Origin of the sequence: Pseudomonas sp. Hp2 (genome assembly GCF_006386585.1) — a bacterium.
GTDB classification, from domain to species: domain Bacteria; phylum Pseudomonadota; class Gammaproteobacteria; order Xanthomonadales; family Xanthomonadaceae; genus Pseudomonas_S; species Pseudomonas_S boreopolis.
In genome coordinates this window covers 75,801-94,986 of sequence record NZ_VAHJ01000003.1, presented here as the reverse complement: position 1 = coordinate 94,986, position 19,186 = coordinate 75,801, and the positions used below count along the sequence as shown (strand labels likewise).

The window sequence follows — 19,186 nt, the reverse complement described above, 5'->3', positions numbered from 1 at the left end:
CGTCCCGCCCGCATCCTCAGAATCCGAGCCGCCGCGCCATCTCGTCGCGCATGAGGTATTTCTGCACCTTGCCGGTGATCGTCATCGGGAAGCCGTCCACGAACTCCACGTAGCGCGGCACCTTGTAGTGGGCGATGCGCGCGCGGCAGTAGTCGCGTACTTCCTCGGCGGTCAGCTCGCAGCCTTCGGCAAGCCGGATCCAGGCGCAGACCTCTTCGCCGAACCTGGGGTCGGGCACGCCGAACACCTGCACGTCGGCGATCGCGGGATGGGCGTAGAGGAACTCCTCGATCTCGCGCGGATAGATGTTCTCGCCGCCGCGGATCAGCATGTCCTTGAGCCGGCCGACGATGCGGCAATAACCGTCCTCGTCGATCGTCGCCAGGTCGCCGGTGTGCATCCAGCCGTCGGCGTCGAGCACCTCGGCGGTGCGCGCGGGATCGTTCCAGTAGCCCTTCATCACCGAGTAGCCGCGCGTGTGCAGTTCGCCGGTCTGCCCGCGCGGCACGACGTTGCCGTCGCCATCGACGATGCGGACTTCCACGTGCGGGTGCACGCGGCCGACCGAGTCGACGCGCCGTTCCAGCGGATCGTCGGGCGTGGTCTGGAAGCTCACCGGGCTGGTCTCGGTCATGCCGTAGGCGATCGTGACCTGGTCCATGTGCATCTGCCCGACGACCTTCTTCATCACTTCGACCGGGCAGGGCGAACCGGCCATGATGCCGGTGCGCAGCGAGGACAGGTCGAACTCGCCGAAGCGCGGATGCTCGAGTTCGGCGATGAACATGGTCGGCACGCCGTGCAGGCCGGTGCAGCGCTCGTCCTGCACGGTCTGCAGGGTCGCGAGCGGGTCGAAGCCCTCGCCCGGCACCACCATGCAGCTGCCGTGGGTGACGCAGGCGAGGTTGCCGAGCACCATGCCGAAGCAATGGTAGAAGGGCACCGGGATGCACAGGCGGTCGTGCTCGGTCAGGCGCATGCTTTCGCCGATGAAGAAGCCGTTGTTGACGATGTTGCGATGGCTGAGCGTGGCGCCCTTGGGCGAGCCGGTGGTGCCGGAGGTGAACTGGATGTTGATCGCGTCGCCCGGCGACAGCGACGCCTGCAATGCCTCCACACGGGCCTGCGCATGCCAGTCGCGGCAATTGGCGATGTCGTTGAAGCGCCAGGTGCCGGGCAGGGCGGCCTCGTCGCCGAGGACGATCACGTGGCGCAGCGCCGGCAGGCGCGCCGCCTGCAGCCGGCCCGGCGCGCTGCGGTCGAGTTCGGGCGCGAGCTCGCGTAGCGTCGCCGGGTAGTCGGAGGTCTTGAAGCGGCGCGCGAGCACCAGCGCCTTGCAGTCCACCCGGGTCAGCGCGTACTCCAGTTCGTGGCTGCGATAGGCGGGATTGATGTTGACCAGGATCAGCCCGGCGCGCGCGGTCGCGAACTGCATCAGCACCCACTCGGCGCGGTTGAGCGACCAGATGCCGATGCGGTCGCCCGGTTCCAGGCCGAGTTGCAGCAGGCCGGCGGCGAGCCGGGTCACGGCCGCGTCGAAGCCTGCGTAGTCGAGCCTGACCCGCTGCGGCGGAACCACGAGCGCGGGCCGGTCCGGCCAGCGCCGCGCGATGCGTTCGAGCAGCGCGCCGACGGTTTCCCCGAGCAGCGGTATCCGGTCGGAACCGAGGACGTGGCTGGGCGCGGGCGTGGGGGCGGGGTCGGGCATGGGGGGCGGTTCGAGATCGAATCGTCCCGATTGGACCACAGGCCGTTGCGCCCGTGGCGATGCGCGGCGGAAACCCGGGATCCGGTTCCGGAAGCGCCGCTTCATGCGCGGATCGGAGGCCCGGATACGCGAAGGCCGCCCGCGTCTGCACGGGGCGGCCTCCGGGTCGGGCGCGTCGAACGGCTCAGTCGGCCTTGTCGGCGTCGTTGCGGGCCTGGCCGAAGTGGGTCTTGAGCACTTCGATCCGGCCACCGGCCTTGCGGAACGCGGCCAGGTCGGCGGCGATGCGTTCGCGGGTCAGCGGCTGCCCCTTGCCTTCGTTGCGGGCAATGATCGGCTGGGTCTTGGACTTGGCTGGACGTGCCATGGTGGCTCCTGTGCTGTCTTGAAGGTGATCGAGACCGCCCGCCGGCGGCGGGGGCGTTCTGGAAAGGCGGTGAGGGACGCAGTGCCGTGGAGCGGGTATTGCCGGCGGAACCCCTCGGGTCGAGACAGTCGCCGGCAGACGGCGGAAGCGAGGGGGCGTCGATGAAAGCCTTACGTGACAATAGTTTAGCTCAAGGGGCGCCGGCAAACGTTAAATCGGTGTTCGCGCGCTCAGGAGGGCTGCTCGCCCCGGTCCAGGGCCTGCCGCCGGCGCCGCCAGGTCTCCGGCGTCTGCGGCTTGACGAACAGCGCGGTGAGCTCGGGATGCCGCTGCCTCGCGGCGGTCTCGATGCGGGTGACGCAGGCCTCGATCTGCGGCGTGGCCAGCGCGTCCTCGAACTCGGCGCTGAGCGCGGCCACGACCTGGTTGGGGCCCATCTGCAGCGTCAGCACGCCGTTGGCGGCGTGCACGTCGCGGTCCTGGCCGGCGATGGCCAGCAGCGACTCGGCGACGTGCGGGTGCGCGGGCTCGCCGATCAGCAGGCCCTTGGTCTCGCGCGCCAGCAGGAAAGCGGTGAAGCCGAGCACCAGCGAGATGCCGATCGAAGCGATGCCGTCGAAGACCGGCATCTGCAGCCACTGCGACAGGAGCAGGCCGGCGAGGGCCATGAACAGGCCGAGCAGGGCGGCGCTGTCCTCGAGCAGCACGGTGAACGTGCTCGGGTCCTTGCTCTGGCGGAATGCCTCGAAGTAGCCCAGCCGGCCCTTGTGGGCGCGGAATTCGCGCAGCGCCACCCACCAGGAGGTCCCCTCGAACAGGACCGACACGCCGAGCACCGCGTAGGCCAGCGCATGGTCGGTGGCCGGCTCCGGCTCGCGGACGTGCATCACGCCTTCGTACATCGACACGCCGGCGCCCATCGCGAATACCAGCAGCGCGACGATGAAGCTCCAGAAGTACAGCTCGCGCCCGTAGCCGAACGGATGCGTCCGGTCGGCGGGGCGCGCGGCGCGGTGCAGGCCGTAGAGCAGCAGCAGTTCGTTGGCGGTGTCGACCAGCGAATGCACGCCCTCGCTCAGCATCGCCGAGCTGCCGGAGATGCCGGCGGCGACGAACTTGGCCACGGCGATGGCGAGATTGCCCACCAGCGCCACGTAGACCACCCATTTCGAACCACTGTTGCTGGCCATGCGTGCAGGTCGATGCGTGCGTGGAGGGGCACTATCGCGCCAGCCGCGTGCGGTCCACGTGAGCCGGCGCGCGCGTGCCTTGCCACTACAATGGCGGCCCTTCCGCGTCCTGGAACGCCTGCCATGCCCGCCTGCCCGCAATGCACCCTGGAAAACACCTACGTCGACGGCGGGCAGTGGGTCTGCGCCGATTGCGGGTTCGAATGGCCCGCGGAGGAGGCGCAGGCGGAGGCGTTGGTGGTGCGCGATTGCAACGGCAACGTGCTGTCGGCCGGCGACACCGTCACCGTCATCAAGGACCTGAAGGTCAAGGGTTCCTCGATCCCGCTCAAGCAGGGCACGGTGATCCGCAACATCCGCCTGGTCGAGGACGATGCCGGGCACATCGAAGGCAACTCGGACAGGATCAAGGGCCTGGTGCTGAAGACCGTCTTCCTGCGCAAGGCCTGAACGCCGCCAGGCGGCTCAGTTCGCCGCCTGCTCCGGCGGGTCGGCATCGATGACCTGCTGCGCGCGCCCGGTGGTCGAGGCCATCACCGACTGGGTCGTCACCACCAGCGCCGCGCCCGGCATGATCTGCGGCACGAGCTGGCGGAGGAAATCGGGCGGCACTTCCACCTTGCCGATGGTCTGGGCGGCGACGATCTCGCCGGACGTGGCATCGCCGTTGACCGCGACGTGCAGCCAGTTCGGCATGCGTACGTCCGGCAGGCCGGGCAGCGTGCCGGGCAGGAAGCCTTGCCCGGCCAGGTAGACCTGGGTGCCGAAGTCGGGCGGCAGGTCGTGCACCCTGGCCCGCGCGCGGCCGATCTCGACGCCGTTGCGGTACACCACCAGTTGCTGGTCGGCATCGCTCAGCACCATCGAGATCGGGCCCTGCGCCGAGGATTCCGGATGCCAGCTGTAGGTCTCGCCGCTGGCGAGCGGCTGCATCGGCACGTCGGCGCCGGTGCCGGGATCGATCGGGCTGAGCGGCTGCGGATGCACCAGCGCGTCCGGGCTCACGCCGGCCTTCGAGATCACCACCACCATGCCCATGTTGGAGTTCTCGAACAGCAACCGCGCGAACTCGGACGGTAGGTGCACGCAGCCATGCGATTCGGGGTAGCCGGGCAAGCCGCCGGCATGCAGGGCCACGCCGTCCCAGGTCAGGCGCTGCTGATAGGGCATCGGCGCGCTGTTGTAGAGGTTGGAGCGATGGTCCTTGTCCTTCTGCAGGATGGTGAACACCCCGGTCGGCGTCTCGTGCCCCGGCTTGCCGGTGCTGACCGTGCTGATGCCGATCAGGATGCCGTTGCGATAGGCATACGCGCGCTGCTCGGTGAGGCTGACGATCACCGCCATCGGTCCCCAGCCCTTGCTCAATCCGCCCCAGTACCATTCGCCCGGCTCGAGGTCCGCCGCCGGCGTGCCGATCGGGCTGGACGTCCTGGCGCCCCAGAACGGTACGGCGCCCGTGGCCGGCGCGGCCTGCAGGACGGCCAGCAGCGCAGTGGTGTACAGCAGTCGGCGCATGGAAGGCTCCGGGGCGAGGGACCGGGCGATCTTAGAGCGTGCCATGTACTTTGGGATGAGTGCGAAGCGGCCTCGCGCGAAGATCACGGCTGCAGGTGCGGGCGCACCCTGTCGGCCAGCCAGTCCATGAAGAGCGAGACGCGGCGGGGCAATCGTCGGCGCTGCGCGTAGAGCAGGGTGACCGGCATGGACTCGGCGGAAAGATGCGGCGCCACTTCGACCAGCTCGCCGGACTCGAGCAGGGGGCGCACCCCGTGCACCGGCACCTGGATGATGCCCAGGCCGGCCAGCGCGGCCTGGACGTAGGCGTCGCCGTTGTTGACGGTGACGGGGCCGGCCATCGGCAGCCAGCGATAGCCTTGGCCGTCGTGGTACTCGAAGCCGGGCGGGCGCTGGCCGAGCGTGCCGACATAGTGCACGAGAATGTGCGCGGCGGCGAGGTCGTCGGGCCCGCGCGGCATGCCGTGCGTGGCCACGTAGGCGGGGCTGGCGCAGTTGACGATCCGCAGCGCGCCGAGCGGACGCGCGATCAGCGTGTTGTCGTCCAGGGCGCCCACGCGCAGCACGCAGTCGAAACCCTCGCGCACCACGTCCACGCGCCGGTCGGTGCCGCTCAGCTCGATCTCCAGCCGTGGATGCTTCGCCAGGAAGCCTGGCAACTGCGGCATCAGCAACCGCGCCATGCCGGTGGGCATGTCGACCCGCAGCCGGCCGCGCAATGGCGCATCGCCCTGCTGGAACATGCCGTGCAGCTCTTCCATCTCGTCGAGCTGTTCGCGGGCGCGCGGGTAGAACGTCTCGCCGTCGGCGGTCAGTCGCACGCGCCGGGTGGTGCGGTGCAGGAGCTGCGTGCCCAGGCGCGCTTCCAGCCGTTGCACCGCGGTGGAGACGCTGGCCTTCGGCAGGCCCAGCGAATCGGCCGCGCGGGTGAACGAACCCAGTTCCGCGACCCGCAGGAAGCTGCGGAGGAGGTCCAGCGTGTCCATGATTGTTCTCGATGCGCGAACGATGAAATCATTCTGGAGCGGTTTATGCGTCGCCACAACGGCAATAACGTGGGCCCCATCGTTTCTTCCGACAGGACCCGTGCCATGAACGTTTCGCCCCGCACCACCTTGATCACCGGCGGCAACCGCGGCCTGGGCCGCAATGCCGCCCTGGCCGTCGCCGCCTCCGGCAGCGACGTGATCCTGACCTACCGCAGCCATGCCGACGAGGCGGCCGAGGTCGTCCGCCGGATCGAGGCCGAAGGACGCCTGGCGGCGGCATTGCCGCTGGACGTGTCCGATGCCGACGGCTTTCCCGCGTTCGCCGATGCGGTGCGCGGCGTGCTCGCCGGCTGGAGGCGCGAGCGCCTGGATGCGCTGGTCAACAACGCCGGCATCGGCCTGGACGCGCCGATCGCCAGGACCACGCAGGACCAGTTCGACGCACTGGTGCGCGTGCACCTGAAAGGGCCGTACTTCCTGACCCAGGCGCTGCTGCCGCTGATCGCCGACGGCGGGCGCATCCTCAACCTGTCCAGCGGGCTGACCCGCTTCTCGCTGCCGGGCTATTCGGCCTACGCGATGATGAAGGGCGGCATCGAGGTCTTCACCCGCTACCTGGCCAGGGAACTCGGCGAACGCCGCATCAGCGTCAACACGCTGGCGCCCGGGGCGATCGAGACCGATTTCCGCGATGGCGCCGTGCGCGACAACCCGCAGGTCAACGCCATGGTGGCTTCGGTCACCGCGCTCGGCCGCGCCGGCCTGCCCGACGACATCGGCCCGGTGGTGGCGGCATTGCTCGCGCCGCAGAGCGGCTGGATCAACGCGCAGCGCGTGGAGGCCTCGGGCGGGATGTTCGTCTGAGGGAACGCTTGCGGCCGCCGGCCGGCGCCGTCACGGGCGCAGGCTGGCGGACGAGCGCGACCAGCGGCGGAGGCTGTCGAGCTTGGCCTGGTAGCGCTGTTGTTCGCTGGCCGGCGCCAGGGTGTGCGCCAGGCGCAGCTCGCGGTCGGCGAGCCTGCCGTCGCCGGTCAGGAAGGCCACCCGCGCCAGCCCGAAATGGAACTGGTGCGCATTAGGGTAGAGACGGATCGCCTTGGCGTAGTAGCGCGACGCGGTGGCGTAGTCGCCCTGGCGCTCGGCCTCGGTGCCGAGCACGTACTGGTGGAACGGGTCGCGCGCCTGCACCTGCTGCAGGCGCGCCAGCATCTGCGCGGCGCGCTGGGTGTCGCCGAGCCTGCGATACACGTTGAGCGCGTTGGAGATGGAGGCCGCGTGCCGCGCGTCCAGCGCCAGCGCCTGCGCGTAGTCGGCCGCGGCGGCGTCCAGCGCATTCTCGTGGGCGTTGAGCACGCCCAGGTTGTTCCAGGCATCGGCCAGCTTGGGATCGATGCGCAATGCCTGCTCGAAGTAGGGGCGGGCCTGCGCGAACTGGCCGTCCGAGATCAGTTCGGCGCCGCGGTTGTTGTAGTAGTGGGCGAACAGCCGCAGGTCGGAGATCACGCGCGGCCCGCGCCGGTCCATCAGGATGTTGCTGTCCAGGTCGATCGTGGCGACCTGGGCGTTCATCCGGACCTGCGCATTGATGTGGCCGTAGTTGTAGCCGATGCCGCCCTGTTCGTACCAACTGAGCACCTGGCCGACTTCCTGCGGGCGCGCGCTCAGCCCTGCCTCGCGCGCCAGCGCGAGGAACAGCATCGTGAAGGACAGGCAGTTGACCCGCCGGGTGGCGAAGCTCTCGGCGACGCTGTGCGTGTCGCTCGCGCCGTACTGCAGGCCCAGGCCGTCCTGCGAGAACAGCAGGTCGACCAGCCGCTGCAGGCGTTCTTCCGAGTTGGGCGGGCTGCGGCGCATCACGCGCTGTTGCAGCATGTGCCGCAGCTCCGGCGGGATCGCCATCAAGGTGTCCACCGCCGGTGGCGGAGGCGGCGGCGAGGACGGCGGGGATTCCGGTGCAGGCGCGACCGCGAGGGCGGTGGCGAGCACGAACGAGGCCAGGCTGATCATCCGACACCTCCGCGCAGCAGGGCGTGCCGGCAGTCTACTCCTGCGGCGGGCCGGTGGCGCATGCCGGCGCCGGCCGGGCTTTGCTAGTATCCGCGCCTCCGCAAGACGCTGCTGGCAAGCAGGTAGCCATGTCGATGACCCGGCCATTCCTCTATCTCTCCTCGGCCGACGCGCAGCTGTCGCTCGGGTTGGGCGAGGAGAAGCCGAGCGAACGGCTGTTCTTTGCGGTGATGCCGGACGCGGAAACCGCGGCCGCGGCCGGCCGCCTGGCCCGCGATCTGGTCGGGCAGGAAAACCTGTCCGGCAAGCCCCTGGCGGAAGCGCGGTTGCACGTCACCCTGCATCACCTGGGCGACTACGCCGGACTGCCGCCGTCCTTGCTGGCGCGCGCACGCGCGGCCGCGGAGCGGCTGAGGATGGAGGCTTTCGACGTGCGCTTCGACCGGGTGGGGACGTTCGGCGGCCGGCGCCGGCAGATGCCCTGCGTGCTGCGCGGCGAGGACGGCATGAAAGGCCTGTTCCAGCTGCAGCGCACGCTGGCACGGCGGATGGCCGAACAGGGCATCGCCGGCGATACCGCGTTCACGCCGCACATGACCCTGCTCTACACCGACACGGCGCTGCCGCTGCGGCGTGTCGAGCCGGTGCAGTGGCGCGCGCGCGAGTTCGTGCTGATCCGCAGTTTCCTGGGGCAGACCCGCTACCAGCTGGAAGGACGCTGGCCGCTCGCGTGAGCGGTGGCGCGAACGGCGCGCCGCGCTTAGGCTGCGCGCATGGACCATTCCCCGCCCGTCGCGCTCGATCCGGCCCAGTGGCAGGCCATCGAACAGGCCTATGCCACCCCGCCGCGGGCGTACCACAACTTCGGGCACGTCCGCGCGCTCTGGCGGCACTTCGACGAGGTGCAGGCCGGACCCGGCTGGCGGCATCCGTGCGAGGTCTGGCTGGCGATCCTGTTCCACGACGCGGTCTACCGCCCGGGGCGCTCGGACAACGAGCGCCAGTCCGCGGCGATGGCGCGGGAATGGATCGCGCGCTGGTGGCCGCATGCCGGCTACGACCTGGACCGCATCGAACGGCTGATCCTGCTCACCGCCCGCCATGGCCAGCTGCGGCCGCAGGACGTGGACGAGGAAACCGCGTTGTTCCTCGATTGCGACATGGCCATCCTGGCCGCCCCGGAAGCGGTCTTCGACGCCTACGACCGGGGCATCGCCGAGGAGTATCGCGGGCACGTGCCCGGGCTGCTGTTCCGGCACGAGCGCAAGCGCTTCCTGCGCGGGCTGCTGGCGTTGCCGCGGATATTCCTGAGCGGGTTCTTCCATGAGCGCTACGACGCACGCGCCCGCGCCAACCTGCGCCGCGCCACCGGCGGCTGAGGCGCCGCACCGTGCGCGGCGATCGACCGGGCGCCCGGCGACGTTTCGGCTACGTGGCCGGCCCTACAATGGCGGGGTGTCCCACGCAGCGCTGCCCGCCGTACCGATGACCGATCTTCCCGACGACCCGCTCGATCCGCGACCGCAGCCTCCGGAGCGGCCGGCGGACAACGAGTGCTGCGGAAGCGGTTGCCCGTTGTGCGTCTACGATCTGTACGAGGAACAACTGGCCGAGTACCGGCAGGCGCTGGCACGCTGGCTCGAGCGGCATCCCGGTGCGGATGCCTGATGCGGACACGCCCTCATTCCAGGAATCGATGATGCGAAGGCTTGAACTGTGGAAGTCGCTGTGTGGCGCGGGCGTGCTGGCGGTGTCGATGGGCGCCGCGGCGGCCGGGCCCGAGACGGTCACGCATGGACGCTTCGAGCAGGTACCGGTGCTGCAGCCGGCGGGCGAGCCGCAACGGATGGTGATCTGGTTCGGCGGCATCGGCGACGGCGCGCGCCGGCAGGCCCAGGCCGAGGCGCTGCGCGCCGATGGCGCGATGGTGGCGATGGTGGACACCGCGCACCTGTACAGGGTGCTCGACAAGGACGGTGGCGATTGCGCGTTCTCGTCGGGCGACGTGGAGAACTTCTCGCGCTACGTGCAGGCGTTCTATCACGTGCCGACCTACCGGCTGCCGCTGCTGGTCGGCGATGGCGAGGGTTCGGCCCTGGTCTACGCCGTGGCCGCGCAGGCGCCGGCGAACGTACTGGCGGGCGTGCTGACCGACGGGCTGCGCCCGGCCTCGGTCCCGCCCAAGGCGATCTGCGGCGACGGCGTGGGCAAGGCCGGCGCGCTGAAGGCCACGCGCCTGCCGGTGCCGTGGCTGGCGGCATCGTCGCAGGGCAAGCAGGGCGATGCGGTCCCGGTGGCGGACTTCATCAAGGGCATCCCGCAGGCGCGCCTGCTCAAGCGCAGCGCCAGCGGCGACCTGCTGCCGGGGCTGCGAGCCGCGATCCGCTCGCTGGGGGCGCAGAAGGGCGTCAGCCTGCCGCCGCCGCCGGCCGACCTCGAGGGATTGCCGATCGTGGAAGTGCCGTCCGCCGCCGACGGGCAGGGCGATACCTTCGCGGTCTTCGTTTCCGGCGACGGCGGTTGGGCCGGCCTGGACAAGGAAGTGGCCGGCGCGCTGGCGCAGGCCGGCATCCCCGTCGTCGGCGTGGACTCGCTGCGCTATTTCTGGCAGGAGCGCACCCCGCAAGGCTTCGCCGACGACCTGGATCGCATCGTGCGGTTCTATGCGCAGCGCTGGAAGCGCTCGCGCGTGGTGCTGATCGGGTTCTCGCAGGGTGCGGACGTGCTCCCGGCCGCGATCAACCACCTGCCGCCGGCCACGCTCGCGCAGATGCGCATGGCGGCGCTGCTGTCGATCGGCAAGTTCGCCGACTACGAGTTCCACGTCAGCAACTGGATATCCAGCGGCGACGACGACGGCCTGCCGATCGCGCCGGAGATGGCCAGGCTGCCGGTGCAGCGCACCGTGTGCATCTACGGGGTGGACGACGACGACGCGCTGTGCCCGTCGCTGCCCAAGCAGAGCCGCCGCGTCGGCCTGCCGGGCGACCACCACTTCGAAGGCGACTACGAGACGCTGGCGAAGACGATCCTGCAGCAGTTGCACGACACCGCGCCCTGAGGCGCGGTGCCGCGGGAGCGGCCGCGACCGCTCCCGCCGGTCAGTCGTGCTGGCGCGGGTCCAGCGAGATCAGCCGGGTCACGTCCAACAGCGCGGCCGGCAGGTGCATGCCGCCGGGCGCGGCCAGATAGCGCGGGCGCCAGACCGGCGCGAACTTCGCCTTGAAGCGGCGCAGTCCGCTGAAGCCGTAGAAGCGCTCGCCGTGGCGGGCGACCAGGTTGGCGAAGCGGTTCCAGCGCCCGGCCAGGCGGTGCTGCGCCAGCCCCGACAACGGCGCCATGCCGAGCGAGAAGCGGGTGAAGCCGTTGCCGGCACCCCACAGGAACAGCGCGACGAACAGGTAGTCCATCGTGCCCTTGGGGGCATCGTTGGCGTGGCGCATCAGGTCCACCGACAGCTCGCCGCTGGCCTGCGCCTCCCAGATGTTGGCGAAGGCGACGATCCGCCCTTCGGCTTCCACCTCGACCACGCCCATCGGGAAGCGGCACAGGTAGTCCGGGTCGAAGCTGCCGAGCGAGAATCCTTTTTCCTCGCCGGCCTTTTCCTCCAGCCACTGGTCGGAGATCTCGCGCAGGCGCGGCAGCAGCGCGGCGACTTCCTCGGCCGGGACCATGCGGAAGTTCAGGCCCATGCGCTTGCCCTTGTTGTAGGCCTGGCGCAGTTCGGCGCGCTCGCGGCCTTCGAGGGTGAAGTCCTGCAGCGGCACGATCGCTTCCTCGCCGAGCTTGACCAGGGTCAGGCCCAGGTCGAGATAGGTCTGCCAGTGCTGCTCGCCGACCTGGTAGAACACCGGGCGCAGGCCGAGCCGGTCGGCTTCCTCGCGGAAGCGCCAGATCAACGCGCGCGCGACCTCCGGCGGGCCGACCGGATCGCCCATCGAGATCAACGAGCCGCCGTAGCGCTGCATCATCACGAAGCCGGTCCTGGCGTCGTCGCGCAGCAGCGCCTTGTCGCCGGTCAGCGCCAGGCAGGCCTGGGTGTCTGCGCTGGCGGCGATCAACGGCCTGAGCTGCTCCAGCGTCTGCGGGTCGGCCGGCGGCAGCGGACGGCGCGCGCTGCGCAGCAGCCGCGCCAGGCCGAACACGATCAGGCACACGCAGACGATCAGCAGCGCCCGCAGGGCGCGCGGCGCGTTCGCCGAGGTGGCGAACTGCCACCACAGGTCGTTGCTGTACTCGACGTGGCTGTAGACGAAGAACAGCAGCCAGAACGTCGCCACCAGCACCAGGCCCAGGTTGCCGAGCCAGCGCCACGACCAGGCCTCGTCGAGCAGCGCGCCTTCGCGGTAGAACTCGCGGCGAGCCACCCACAGCGCCAGCGCGGTCAGCAGCGAGAACAGGGCCACCGAGTAGTGGCTGCCGCGCATCGGCGCCAGCGGTACCAGCGCCACGCAGATCGCCAGCGCCAGCGCCCATGCCGAATGGCTGCGTCGCTGCAGGCCCTGGCCGATCAGCAGCAGCACCACGCCACCGAGGCTGACCAGCAGGTGCGAGGTCTCGATCAACGGCAACGGCGCCACCTGCTGCCGCGACTTGGGCGTGGGCAGGGTGCCGTCGATCACCAGCACCGCGCCGACCGCGAACACCGCCAGTGCGATGATCTGCGGCAGCCACGGCCGCAAGGTCTTCCATGCCGCGCGCGCGCCGCTGGCACCGACCAGCGCAGGCTTGCGCAGGCCGGTCGCGGCGGCCATCGCGATCGAGATCAGCATCGGCACGATGTAGTAGGTGATGCGGTAGGCCAGCGCCGCCGCCAGCAGCGCCGCCGGCGCGACCTGCGGCAGCAGCTTGAGCAGGCTCCACTCGAACACGCCCAGGCCCGCCGGTACCGTCGAGACCAGGCCGGCGACCACCGCGACCAGCCACAGCCCGATGAAGCCGAAATAGCCCGTGCCGGGATCCGGCGGCAACAGCACGTAGAACGCGGCGCTCGCCAGCCCCAGCTCGAACACGCTCAAGGCGCTGACCACGAGCACCGTGCGCCGGTCGGGCACCCAGAAGCGGTGCGTGCCGAAGCCGAACTCGCGTCCGTGCCGGCCGACCAGGACCAGCATCGCGCCGTAGCCCAGCAGGATCGCGATGCCGGCGATGCGCACCGCGCCGGGCAGGATCGGCAGGGCGCGCGCGGCCGCTTCCGGTTCCAGGCACAGGGCCAGGCCGAGCAGCACCCACGCGCCGAACACGAAGCCCAGGGTGCTCATCAACACCACCTGGCCGATCTCGGCCAGGCTCAGGCCCACGCTGCCGTAGCCGCGCAACCGCACGGCGCCGCCGGTGAGCGCGGCGAAGCCCAGGGTCTGCCCGACCGCGTGCGCCAGGAACGCGGTGATGCCGACGCGCGCCGGATGCAAGCGCTTGCCGGTGCGCTTCAGCCCGATGCTGTCGAACCCGACCAGGCAGGCATAACTGCTCAATCCGAGCAGCAGCGTCAGCGCGATCTGCCCCGCGCCGAAGGCGCGGAAGGCTTCCCGGATCTGGCGATAGCCATGCTCGGTGAACTCGGCCGACAGCGCCCGCAGCGCCATCGCCAGGATCGCCAGGCTGACCAGGACCGGCAGGGCGCGCCGCCAACCGCTTGGGGGGGATGCCGGGGAGGCAGGGGTTTCCGTCATGGCGACAAGGGCCTGGAAGGACCGGGAGAGGGAGAAGGCCGGCATTGCCGGTCGTGCAGAACGCCAGGGCCGTGGTTCATCGTGCCGTCGGTGATCGGAGGATGGGACGCGTCATCGGACATCATGGTGGGTGCCTCCGATGTTGCCGGCGCGCATCATAGGGCAAAGCATTGTGAGCGGGCGTGGTGTCCGGGAGGACGATGGCGGCATGATGGAAACGGGGACGAGGGACGAGGGACGAGGGACGGGGAAGGGCAGGCTGCATGGATCGCGGCGGCGGGCCGGCTGGCGGCGATCGTCGGGTCGGCCTTCCTGGCATGGGTGGTGGCCTTGCAGTTCATGCGCGACGACCTGGCCTGGGTGGACGCGCAACTGAGCCTTTACCTGCATGGCCCTTATGGACTGGGGCTGCGCACCGCCTATTGCCTGATGGCGGCGGCGATGGCCGTGGTGGCCCTGGCGCTGCAGCAGGCGCTGCAAGCGGGCGCACGCAGCCGCACCGTGCTGGGCCTGTTCTGGTGCGCCGCGCTGGGACTGGGCGGCGTGGCGATCGGCGACAGCTGGTTGCCGGACCTGGCGCCGGACGTCGCGCCGCTGGTCCACCTGCTGTCGGCGCAGACCGCATTCCTGTGCGTGATCGCCGCGGTGCTGTTGCAGTCGTGGTGGTTTCGCCACGACCCCCGGTGGCGGGACCGGTTCGGGCCGGCCTTCGCCGTGGGCGTGCTGGCGTTTGCCGTGCTGGCCTGGAACGCCGGCGTGCGCAGCGCGCCGCGCGGATTGAGCCAGAAGCTGGCGATCGTGCTGATCGTGGGATGGCTGGTGATGGTCGGCGCATGGCTGGGATGGCGGAATCGCGCGGGGGCTGCGCCGCAGGCGACTTCGCGTGACAATGCCGATGTCCAACCCGAGGAACACTGAAATGCTGCAGCGATACGAGACCGGCACGCGCATGTCGGAGATGACCGTAGCCCACGGCCTGTGTTTCCTGGCCGGCCAGGTGGCCGAGGACGCCACGGCCGACATCCAGGGCCAGACCCGCCAGGTGCTGGCCGAGATCGACCGGCTGCTGGCGCTGGCGGCCAGCGACAAGACCAAGATCCTGCGCGCGGAGATCTTCCTCGCCGACATGGCCGATTTCGCCGCGATGAACGAAGTGTGGGACAGTTGGGTGGCCCCGGGGTTCACGCCGGCGCGCGCGACGGTGCAGGCCAAGCTGGCCAACCCGGAGTGGAAGATCGAGATCGTCGTCACCGCGACCATCTGAGCCATGCCGCCGCGGGCGGAGCAAGCTCCGCCCGCGGACGCCGATCGGCATCGGGCCCCGGCCATCTTCGCCCTCGACGTGCCCGCCTGGGCGGGCACGAGGCCATTCGATGCGGCGACCTGCGATCGTGCCGATCGAATCGCGGAACGACGGCGGGCCGGGCCGGCCCGCCTTTACGGATGCGGCGGGGGCGGCTGCATCACGATGCAGTCCACGGGACAGGCCGGCACGCACAACTCGCAGCCGGTGCAGAGCGGCGCCAGCACGGTATGCATGTATTTCGCGCCGCCGACGATCGCATCCACCGGGCAGGCCTGGATGCACTTGGTGCACCCGATGCAGTCCGCCTCGACGATCCATGCCACCTGCGGCGGCTTGTGCTCGCCGCGGCCGCGGTCGTAGGGCCGGGCTTCGACGCCCAGCACGCGCGCGAGCGCACGCGCCCCCGCATCGCCTCCGGGCGGGCAACGGTCCACGCCGGCCTCGCCGCGCGCCATCGCCTCGGCATACGGGCGGCAACCGTCGAAGCCGCACTGGCCGCATTGGGTTTGCGGCAACAGGCGGTCCAGGCGTTCGGCGAGGTCGGCGATGGGGGACATGGGTGTGGCGCGAGGCTGCGGCAGGAATGATGCGTCAGGCGATCCGTCGCCCGCGATACCAGCGTTCGTGGGCGAGCGCGAGCATCGGCTTGTCCTCGCGGCTGTCGCCATAGGCGTGGATGCGTTCGAATCCCGCCAGGTCGAAACGGGAACGGACCAACCCGGCCTTGCCCGGGCCGATGTCCGTGCCATCGTAGCGCCCGGTCAGGCGGCCGGCGGCGTCCTGCTCCAGGCGATTGCAGAGCAGGTGCAGGCCGTGGCGTTCGCACCAGGGCGCCAGGTACAGGTCGAGCGAGCCGGAAATCAGCGCCACCGCATGCCCCTGCGCCTGGTGCCAGGCGATCCGCCGCATCATCTCCGGCCGCAGCAGCGGCGGCAGCACCTCGCGCGCGAACGGTTCGCCATGCGCGGCGATCTGCGCGGCATCGCGGCCGGCGAAGGCCAGCCGGGTCACGCGCGCGCGGATCGCCTTGGCCGAAACGAGCCCGGCGCGATAGCCCAGCAGCCAGGGGCCGACCTTCCACTTCGCCTGCGCCAACCGGTCGGGCGTGGCCACGCGACGCAGGAAACGTGCGTAGGTATCGCAGGTGGTGACCGTGTGGTCGAAGTCGAACAGGGCCAGTTGCATGGAGCCGGGGCTCTGGTTGGGAGACTCGGGGCCGGAGAAGCGGGCCGCCTGCGCGGGAGCGGGCAAGCGCGGATGCTTTCGCCGGGTCCCGCCCTCACCGCACCGGCATGCCCGGCTGCGCGCCGCTGTCGGCATCCAGCAGCGCCAGCGCGCCGCCGTCGAAGCCGGCCGACAGGATCATGCCTTCGCTCACGCCGAAGCGCATCTTGCGCGGGGCCAGGTTGGCGATGAACACCACGTTGCGGCCGACCAGCCGGTCCGGCTCGCCGTAGCTGGTGCGGATGCCGGAGAAGATCTGGCGCTTGCCCAGCTCGCCGGCGTCCAGTTCGAAGCGCAGCAGCTTGTCCGAACCCTCGACGAACTCGCAGGCCAGCACCTTGCCGATGCGCAGGTCGAGCTTGGCGAAGTCGTCGATGCCGATGTACTGGCCGGCCTCTTCCTGCTTGGCGGCGGGCGCGGCCTTCGGCTCGGCGTTCTTGGCGGGCGCGGCGGCCGGGGCGGCGGCGAGGGTGTCCTTGGAGGCTTCGGTCATGGCGTCGATCAGTTTCGGGTCGATACGGGTGAACAGGGCGGCGTAGGGCTGGATCGCGTGGCCGTCGGCCAGCGGCCGGTCCAGGTCCTGCCACGACGTCACCGGCGCGGACAGGAAGGCCTCGGCCTCGGCGGTGGTGCGCGGCAGGATCGGCTTGAGCGCGGCGGCCAGGATGCGGAACAGGTTCAGGCCCTGGGTGCATACCGCCTGCAGCTCGGCGTCGGCGCCGTCCTGCTTGGCGATCACCCAGGGCTTGGCCTCGTCGATGTACTTGTTGGCCTCGTCGGCCAGCGCCATGGTCTGGCGGATCGCGGCGGCCGGGTCGTTGCGTTCGTAGGCCTCGCGGATCGGCGCCAGCGCGGCGGCGAAGCGGTCGTATTGGGCCGGGTCCGGCAGCGCGGCGGCCAGCCGGCCGTCGAAGCGCTTGTCGATGAAGCCGGCGCAGCGGCTGGCCAGGTTGACGAACTTGCCGACCAGGTCGGCGTTCACGCGCGCGACGAAGTCGCCCAGGTTGAGGTCCAGGTCGTCCACGCCGCCGGAGGACTTGGCGGCGAAGTAGTAGCGCAGCGCCTCGGGTTCCAGGCCCACGTCCAGGTAGGTGCGCGCCATCACGAAGGTGCCGCGCGACTTGGACATCTTGGCGCCGTCCACGGTCAGGTAGCCGTTGACGTGCAGCCGAGTCGGCGCGCGGTGGCCGGTGCCGTGCAGCACCGCCGGCCAGAACAGGCCGTGGAAGTTGACGATGTCCTTGCCGATGAAGTGGTGCAGCTCGGTCGCGGTGCCGGCGCGCAGGTGCGACTCGAAGTCCTCGCCGATCGAGGCGCACAGCGTCTTGAAGCTGCACAGGTAGCCGATCGGCGCGTCCAGCCAGACATAGAAATACTTGCCGGGCTGGCCGGGGATCTCGAAGCCGAAGTACGGCGCATCGCGCGAGATGTCCCAGGCGCGCAGGCCGCCCTCGGCGTCCAGCCATTCCTTGAGCTTGGCCTTCACGCCCGGCAGCGCCACGTCGCCGGCCAGCCAGTCGCGCAGGAAGCCCTCGAAATGCCCGACCTCGAAGAAGAAATGCTCCGAGTCGCGGATTTCCGGCGTGGCGCCGGAGATCACCGACTTGGGCTCCTTCAGGTCGGTCGGCGCGTAGGTGGCGCCGCAGACCTCGCAGTTGTCGCCGTACTGGTCCGGGCTGCCGCAGTTGGGGCAGATGCCCTTGATGTAGCGGTCCGGCAGGAACATGCCCTTGGCCGGGTCGTAGAACTGCGCCACCGAGCGGCGCGCGACGTGCCCGGCCTGTTCGAGCTTCAGGTAGAACTGCTCGGTCAGCTCGCGGTTGACCGGCGAGTTGGTCGAGTCGTAGTGGTCGAAGGCCACGCCGAAGGCGGCGAAGTCGCGCTCGTGGCTGGCCTTGATCCCGGCGATGAAGGCCTCCGGCGTCACGCCCGCCTTTTCCGCCGCCAGCATGATCGGCGTGCCATGGGTGTCGTCGGCGCAGACGAACCAGGTCCTGTCGCCGTTCAGGCGGCGCGCGCGGACCCAGATGTCGGCCTGGATGTAGCCGACCAGGTGACCCAGGTGCAGCGGGCCGTTGGCATAGGGCAGGGCGGTGGTGACGAGAGCGGTGCGGGTCATGATGATGGTGTTGCGGGGGACAGGGGATTATCGCACGCCCAAAACAGGCGACCCGGCCTGGGCCGGGTCGCTGTCCTGGAGATGCGGGCCGCGCGCGGTCAGTCGCGGATCCAGGTCTGGGTGCGGCCCAGCGCTTCGATGCCGATGTAGCCGCGCATCTGCAGTTTCTTGCCGCCGTCGGTCAGGGTGATCTTGGCCTTGTAGGTCTTGCCCTTGGCCGGATCGAGGATCGAGCCGCCGTCCCAGACCTGCGCGCCGTCCGGCTTCAGGCCCCACAGGATGGTCATGCCCTTGATCGGCTTGCCCTTGCGTTCGCCGTCGCACTTGTCGCAGACCGGGTTGGGGCCCTTGTCCGACTGCAGGATCTCGACCACCTTGCCGGTCAGGGTGCCGTTGGCCGCCTGCTCGATCTCGACGATCGACTTGGGCTTGCCGGTGCTGTCGTCGATGGTCGTCCAGCGGCCGACCGGGGTTTCGGCGGCCTGGGCCAGCATCGAGGCCGCCGCCAGCGGCAGGGCGAGCAGCAGGGCTTTGCATGTGTTGCGCATGGTTCCCCTCCCAGGGATGTCGTTGACCGGCGCGGGCCGGGATGGAGCCGACTGTATACCCATTCGCCCGGGTACGGAAACCGTGCGGCGAGGGTCAGCGCTCCTGTTCGTACAGCTCCAGCGGCAACTCGTCCGGATCGGCGAAGAAGGTGAAACGGCGGCCGGTGTACTCGTCCACGCGGACCGGCTCGCAGGCGACGCCGTGCGAGGCCAGGTGGGCGACGGCGGCGTCGAGGTCGCCGACGCGGAACGCCAGGTGGCGCAGGCCGCGCGCTTCCGGGCGGCTGGGGCGCGGCGGCGGCGAGGGGAAGGAGAACAGTTCGATCTGCCCGCCGTCGGGCAGCGCGAGGTCCAGCTTCCACGAGTCGCGCGATTGCCGGTAGTGCTCGGCCAGCACGCGCAGGCCCAGGATGTCGCGATAGAAGTGCCGGGAGCGTTCGTAGTCCGAGGCGATGATCGCGACATGGTGGATGCCGGCCAGGCGCAGGCCGGATTCGCTGGGCGGATGGGACGTGGACGCGGACATGGGGGGCGTTGATGC

The 19,186-nt window shown here is 70.3% G+C and carries 20 protein-coding genes; 8 read left to right on the top strand and 12 right to left on the bottom strand.

The window, feature by feature from the left end:
- Positions 1 to 16: 16 nt before the first annotated feature.
- The 3 genes from FD678_RS09785 to FD678_RS09775 form a co-directional block, all read right to left on the bottom strand.
- Positions 17 to 1,708 carry an AMP-binding protein gene (locus tag FD678_RS09785; RefSeq protein ID WP_140722260.1) on the bottom strand — a complete coding sequence of 564 codons (1,692 nt, stop codon included), beginning with the start codon at positions 1,706 to 1,708 and terminating at the stop codon, positions 17 to 19.
- A gap of 184 nt (positions 1,709 to 1,892) precedes the next feature.
- A complete protein-coding gene (locus FD678_RS09780) occupies positions 1,893 to 2,075 on the bottom strand; it encodes a hypothetical protein (RefSeq protein ID WP_140722257.1) in 183 nt (60 codons plus the stop codon).
- A 230-nt stretch (positions 2,076 to 2,305) separates the two neighbouring features.
- On the bottom strand, positions 2,306 to 3,265 hold the full coding sequence (locus FD678_RS09775; RefSeq protein ID WP_140722253.1) for a cation diffusion facilitator family transporter: 960 nt from the start codon (positions 3,263 to 3,265) through the stop codon (positions 2,306 to 2,308).
- 123 nt (positions 3,266 to 3,388) lie between these two features.
- Between FD678_RS09775 and FD678_RS09770 the strand changes: the two genes are divergently transcribed.
- The gene (locus FD678_RS09770; RefSeq protein ID WP_140722250.1) at positions 3,389 to 3,715 is read left to right on the top strand and encodes a zinc ribbon domain-containing protein YjdM; all 327 of its coding nucleotides are present in this window, start codon (positions 3,389 to 3,391) and stop codon (positions 3,713 to 3,715) included.
- 15 nt (positions 3,716 to 3,730) lie between these two features.
- Here the strand turns inward: FD678_RS09770 and FD678_RS09765 are convergent, their stop codons facing one another.
- The gene (locus FD678_RS09765; protein WP_140722247.1) at positions 3,731 to 4,780 is read right to left on the bottom strand and encodes a L,D-transpeptidase; all 1,050 of its coding nucleotides are present in this window, start codon (positions 4,778 to 4,780) and stop codon (positions 3,731 to 3,733) included.
- Positions 4,781 to 4,863: 83 nt separating this feature from the next.
- Positions 4,864 to 5,766, bottom strand: coding sequence for a LysR family transcriptional regulator (locus FD678_RS09760; protein ID WP_140722244.1), 903 nt, complete (start codon positions 5,764 to 5,766; stop codon positions 4,864 to 4,866).
- 105 nt (positions 5,767 to 5,871) lie between these two features.
- Between FD678_RS09760 and FD678_RS09755 the strand changes: the two genes are divergently transcribed.
- Positions 5,872 to 6,633 carry an SDR family NAD(P)-dependent oxidoreductase gene (locus FD678_RS09755; RefSeq protein WP_140722241.1) on the top strand — a complete coding sequence of 254 codons (762 nt, stop codon included), beginning with the start codon at positions 5,872 to 5,874 and terminating at the stop codon, positions 6,631 to 6,633.
- 30 nt (positions 6,634 to 6,663) lie between these two features.
- Here FD678_RS09755 and FD678_RS09750 read toward each other — a convergent pair whose 3' ends face one another.
- Positions 6,664 to 7,776 carry a tetratricopeptide repeat protein gene (locus FD678_RS09750; protein WP_218569636.1) on the bottom strand — a complete coding sequence of 371 codons (1,113 nt, stop codon included), beginning with the start codon at positions 7,774 to 7,776 and terminating at the stop codon, positions 6,664 to 6,666.
- A 134-nt stretch (positions 7,777 to 7,910) separates the two neighbouring features.
- On the opposite strand from FD678_RS09750, the gene FD678_RS09745 reads away from it, so the two are divergent.
- The 4 genes from FD678_RS09745 (at position 7,911) to FD678_RS09730 (ending at position 10,837) form a co-directional block, all read left to right on the top strand.
- Positions 7,911 to 8,510, top strand: coding sequence for a 2'-5' RNA ligase family protein (locus FD678_RS09745; RefSeq protein WP_140722238.1), 600 nt, complete (start codon positions 7,911 to 7,913; stop codon positions 8,508 to 8,510).
- A 39-nt stretch (positions 8,511 to 8,549) separates the two neighbouring features.
- A complete protein-coding gene (locus FD678_RS09740) occupies positions 8,550 to 9,155 on the top strand; it encodes an HD domain-containing protein (protein WP_140722235.1) in 606 nt (201 codons plus the stop codon).
- Between the two features lie 106 nt (positions 9,156 to 9,261).
- Positions 9,262 to 9,444, top strand: a complete 183-nt coding sequence (locus tag FD678_RS09735; RefSeq protein WP_140722232.1) for an oxidoreductase-like domain-containing protein — start codon at positions 9,262 to 9,264, stop codon at positions 9,442 to 9,444.
- 31 nt (positions 9,445 to 9,475) lie between these two features.
- Complete coding sequence (locus tag FD678_RS09730; protein WP_140722229.1) at positions 9,476 to 10,837, top strand: virulence factor; 1,362 nt, start codon at positions 9,476 to 9,478, stop codon at positions 10,835 to 10,837.
- Between the two features lie 40 nt (positions 10,838 to 10,877).
- On the opposite strand, the gene mprF is transcribed toward FD678_RS09730, so the two are convergent.
- Positions 10,878 to 13,448 (bottom strand): bifunctional lysylphosphatidylglycerol flippase/synthetase MprF, encoded by a 2,571-nt coding sequence (mprF, locus tag FD678_RS09725; protein WP_140722226.1) that lies wholly within the window; start codon positions 13,446 to 13,448, stop codon positions 10,878 to 10,880.
- A 123-nt stretch (positions 13,449 to 13,571) separates the two neighbouring features.
- Between mprF and FD678_RS09720 the strand changes: the two genes are divergently transcribed.
- Positions 13,572 to 14,366, top strand: coding sequence for a DUF998 domain-containing protein (locus tag FD678_RS09720; RefSeq protein ID WP_140724169.1), 795 nt, complete (start codon positions 13,572 to 13,574; stop codon positions 14,364 to 14,366).
- 1 nt (position 14,367) lies between these two features.
- Positions 14,368 to 14,712, top strand: coding sequence for a RidA family protein (locus FD678_RS09715; RefSeq protein WP_140722224.1), 345 nt, complete (start codon positions 14,368 to 14,370; stop codon positions 14,710 to 14,712).
- Between the two features lie 173 nt (positions 14,713 to 14,885).
- On the opposite strand, the gene rnfB is transcribed toward FD678_RS09715, so the two are convergent.
- From rnfB to gloA2, 5 genes are all read right to left on the bottom strand, one after another.
- Positions 14,886 to 15,311: an Rnf electron transport complex subunit RnfB gene (gene rnfB / locus FD678_RS09710; RefSeq protein ID WP_140722222.1), complete on the bottom strand. Its 426-nt coding sequence runs from the start codon at positions 15,309 to 15,311 to the stop codon at positions 14,886 to 14,888.
- Between the two features lie 34 nt (positions 15,312 to 15,345).
- Complete coding sequence (locus FD678_RS09705; RefSeq protein ID WP_140722220.1) at positions 15,346 to 15,939, bottom strand: HAD family hydrolase; 594 nt, start codon at positions 15,937 to 15,939, stop codon at positions 15,346 to 15,348.
- Positions 15,940 to 16,033: 94 nt separating this feature from the next.
- Positions 16,034 to 18,103, bottom strand: coding sequence for a methionine--tRNA ligase (gene metG / locus FD678_RS09700; protein WP_372237530.1), 2,070 nt, complete (start codon positions 18,101 to 18,103; stop codon positions 16,034 to 16,036).
- A 92-nt stretch (positions 18,104 to 18,195) separates the two neighbouring features.
- Entirely contained in the window at positions 18,196 to 18,645 is a 450-nt protein-coding gene (locus tag FD678_RS09695; RefSeq protein WP_140722215.1) for a DUF2147 domain-containing protein, read from the bottom strand.
- A gap of 94 nt (positions 18,646 to 18,739) precedes the next feature.
- A complete protein-coding gene (gene gloA2, locus FD678_RS09690; protein ID WP_218569634.1) occupies positions 18,740 to 19,171 on the bottom strand; it encodes an SMU1112c/YaeR family gloxylase I-like metalloprotein in 432 nt (143 codons plus the stop codon).
- Positions 19,172 to 19,186 lie beyond the last annotated feature (15 nt).

What these genes read in the sequence shown, in the direction of transcription:
- FD678_RS09735 (WP_140722232.1), top strand. Translation starts at nt 9,262, where the DNA reads ATGACCGATCTTCCCGACGACCCGCTCGATCCGCGACCGCAGCCTCCG.
- FD678_RS09745 (WP_140722238.1), top strand. Translation starts at nt 7,911, where the DNA reads ATGACCCGGCCATTCCTCTATCTCTCCTCGGCCGACGCGCAGCTGTCG.
- FD678_RS09770 (WP_140722250.1), top strand. Translation starts at nt 3,389, where the DNA reads ATGCCCGCCTGCCCGCAATGCACCCTGGAAAACACCTACGTCGACGGC.
- FD678_RS09750 (WP_218569636.1), bottom strand. Translation starts at nt 7,776, where the DNA reads ATGATCAGCCTGGCCTCGTTCGTGCTCGCCACCGCCCTCGCGGTCGCG.
- gloA2 (WP_218569634.1), bottom strand. Translation starts at nt 19,171, where the DNA reads ATGTCCGCGTCCACGTCCCATCCGCCCAGCGAATCCGGCCTGCGCCTG.
- FD678_RS09705 (WP_140722220.1), bottom strand. Translation starts at nt 15,939, where the DNA reads ATGCAACTGGCCCTGTTCGACTTCGACCACACGGTCACCACCTGCGAT.
- FD678_RS09695 (WP_140722215.1), bottom strand. Translation starts at nt 18,645, where the DNA reads ATGCGCAACACATGCAAAGCCCTGCTGCTCGCCCTGCCGCTGGCGGCG.
- rnfB (WP_140722222.1), bottom strand. Translation starts at nt 15,311, where the DNA reads ATGTCCCCCATCGCCGACCTCGCCGAACGCCTGGACCGCCTGTTGCCG.
- FD678_RS09720 (WP_140724169.1), top strand. Translation starts at nt 13,572, where the DNA reads ATGGTGGGTGCCTCCGATGTTGCCGGCGCGCATCATAGGGCAAAGCAT.
- FD678_RS09765 (WP_140722247.1), bottom strand. Translation starts at nt 4,780, where the DNA reads ATGCGCCGACTGCTGTACACCACTGCGCTGCTGGCCGTCCTGCAGGCC.
- mprF (WP_140722226.1), bottom strand. Translation starts at nt 13,448, where the DNA reads ATGACGGAAACCCCTGCCTCCCCGGCATCCCCCCCAAGCGGTTGGCGG.
- FD678_RS09780 (WP_140722257.1), bottom strand. Translation starts at nt 2,075, where the DNA reads ATGGCACGTCCAGCCAAGTCCAAGACCCAGCCGATCATTGCCCGCAAC.
- FD678_RS09785 (WP_140722260.1), bottom strand. Translation starts at nt 1,708, where the DNA reads ATGCCCGACCCCGCCCCCACGCCCGCGCCCAGCCACGTCCTCGGTTCC.
- FD678_RS09715 (WP_140722224.1), top strand. Translation starts at nt 14,368, where the DNA reads ATGCTGCAGCGATACGAGACCGGCACGCGCATGTCGGAGATGACCGTA.
- FD678_RS09755 (WP_140722241.1), top strand. Translation starts at nt 5,872, where the DNA reads ATGAACGTTTCGCCCCGCACCACCTTGATCACCGGCGGCAACCGCGGC.
- FD678_RS09740 (WP_140722235.1), top strand. Translation starts at nt 8,550, where the DNA reads ATGGACCATTCCCCGCCCGTCGCGCTCGATCCGGCCCAGTGGCAGGCC.
- FD678_RS09760 (WP_140722244.1), bottom strand. Translation starts at nt 5,766, where the DNA reads ATGGACACGCTGGACCTCCTCCGCAGCTTCCTGCGGGTCGCGGAACTG.
- FD678_RS09730 (WP_140722229.1), top strand. Translation starts at nt 9,476, where the DNA reads ATGCGAAGGCTTGAACTGTGGAAGTCGCTGTGTGGCGCGGGCGTGCTG.
- FD678_RS09775 (WP_140722253.1), bottom strand. Translation starts at nt 3,265, where the DNA reads ATGGCCAGCAACAGTGGTTCGAAATGGGTGGTCTACGTGGCGCTGGTG.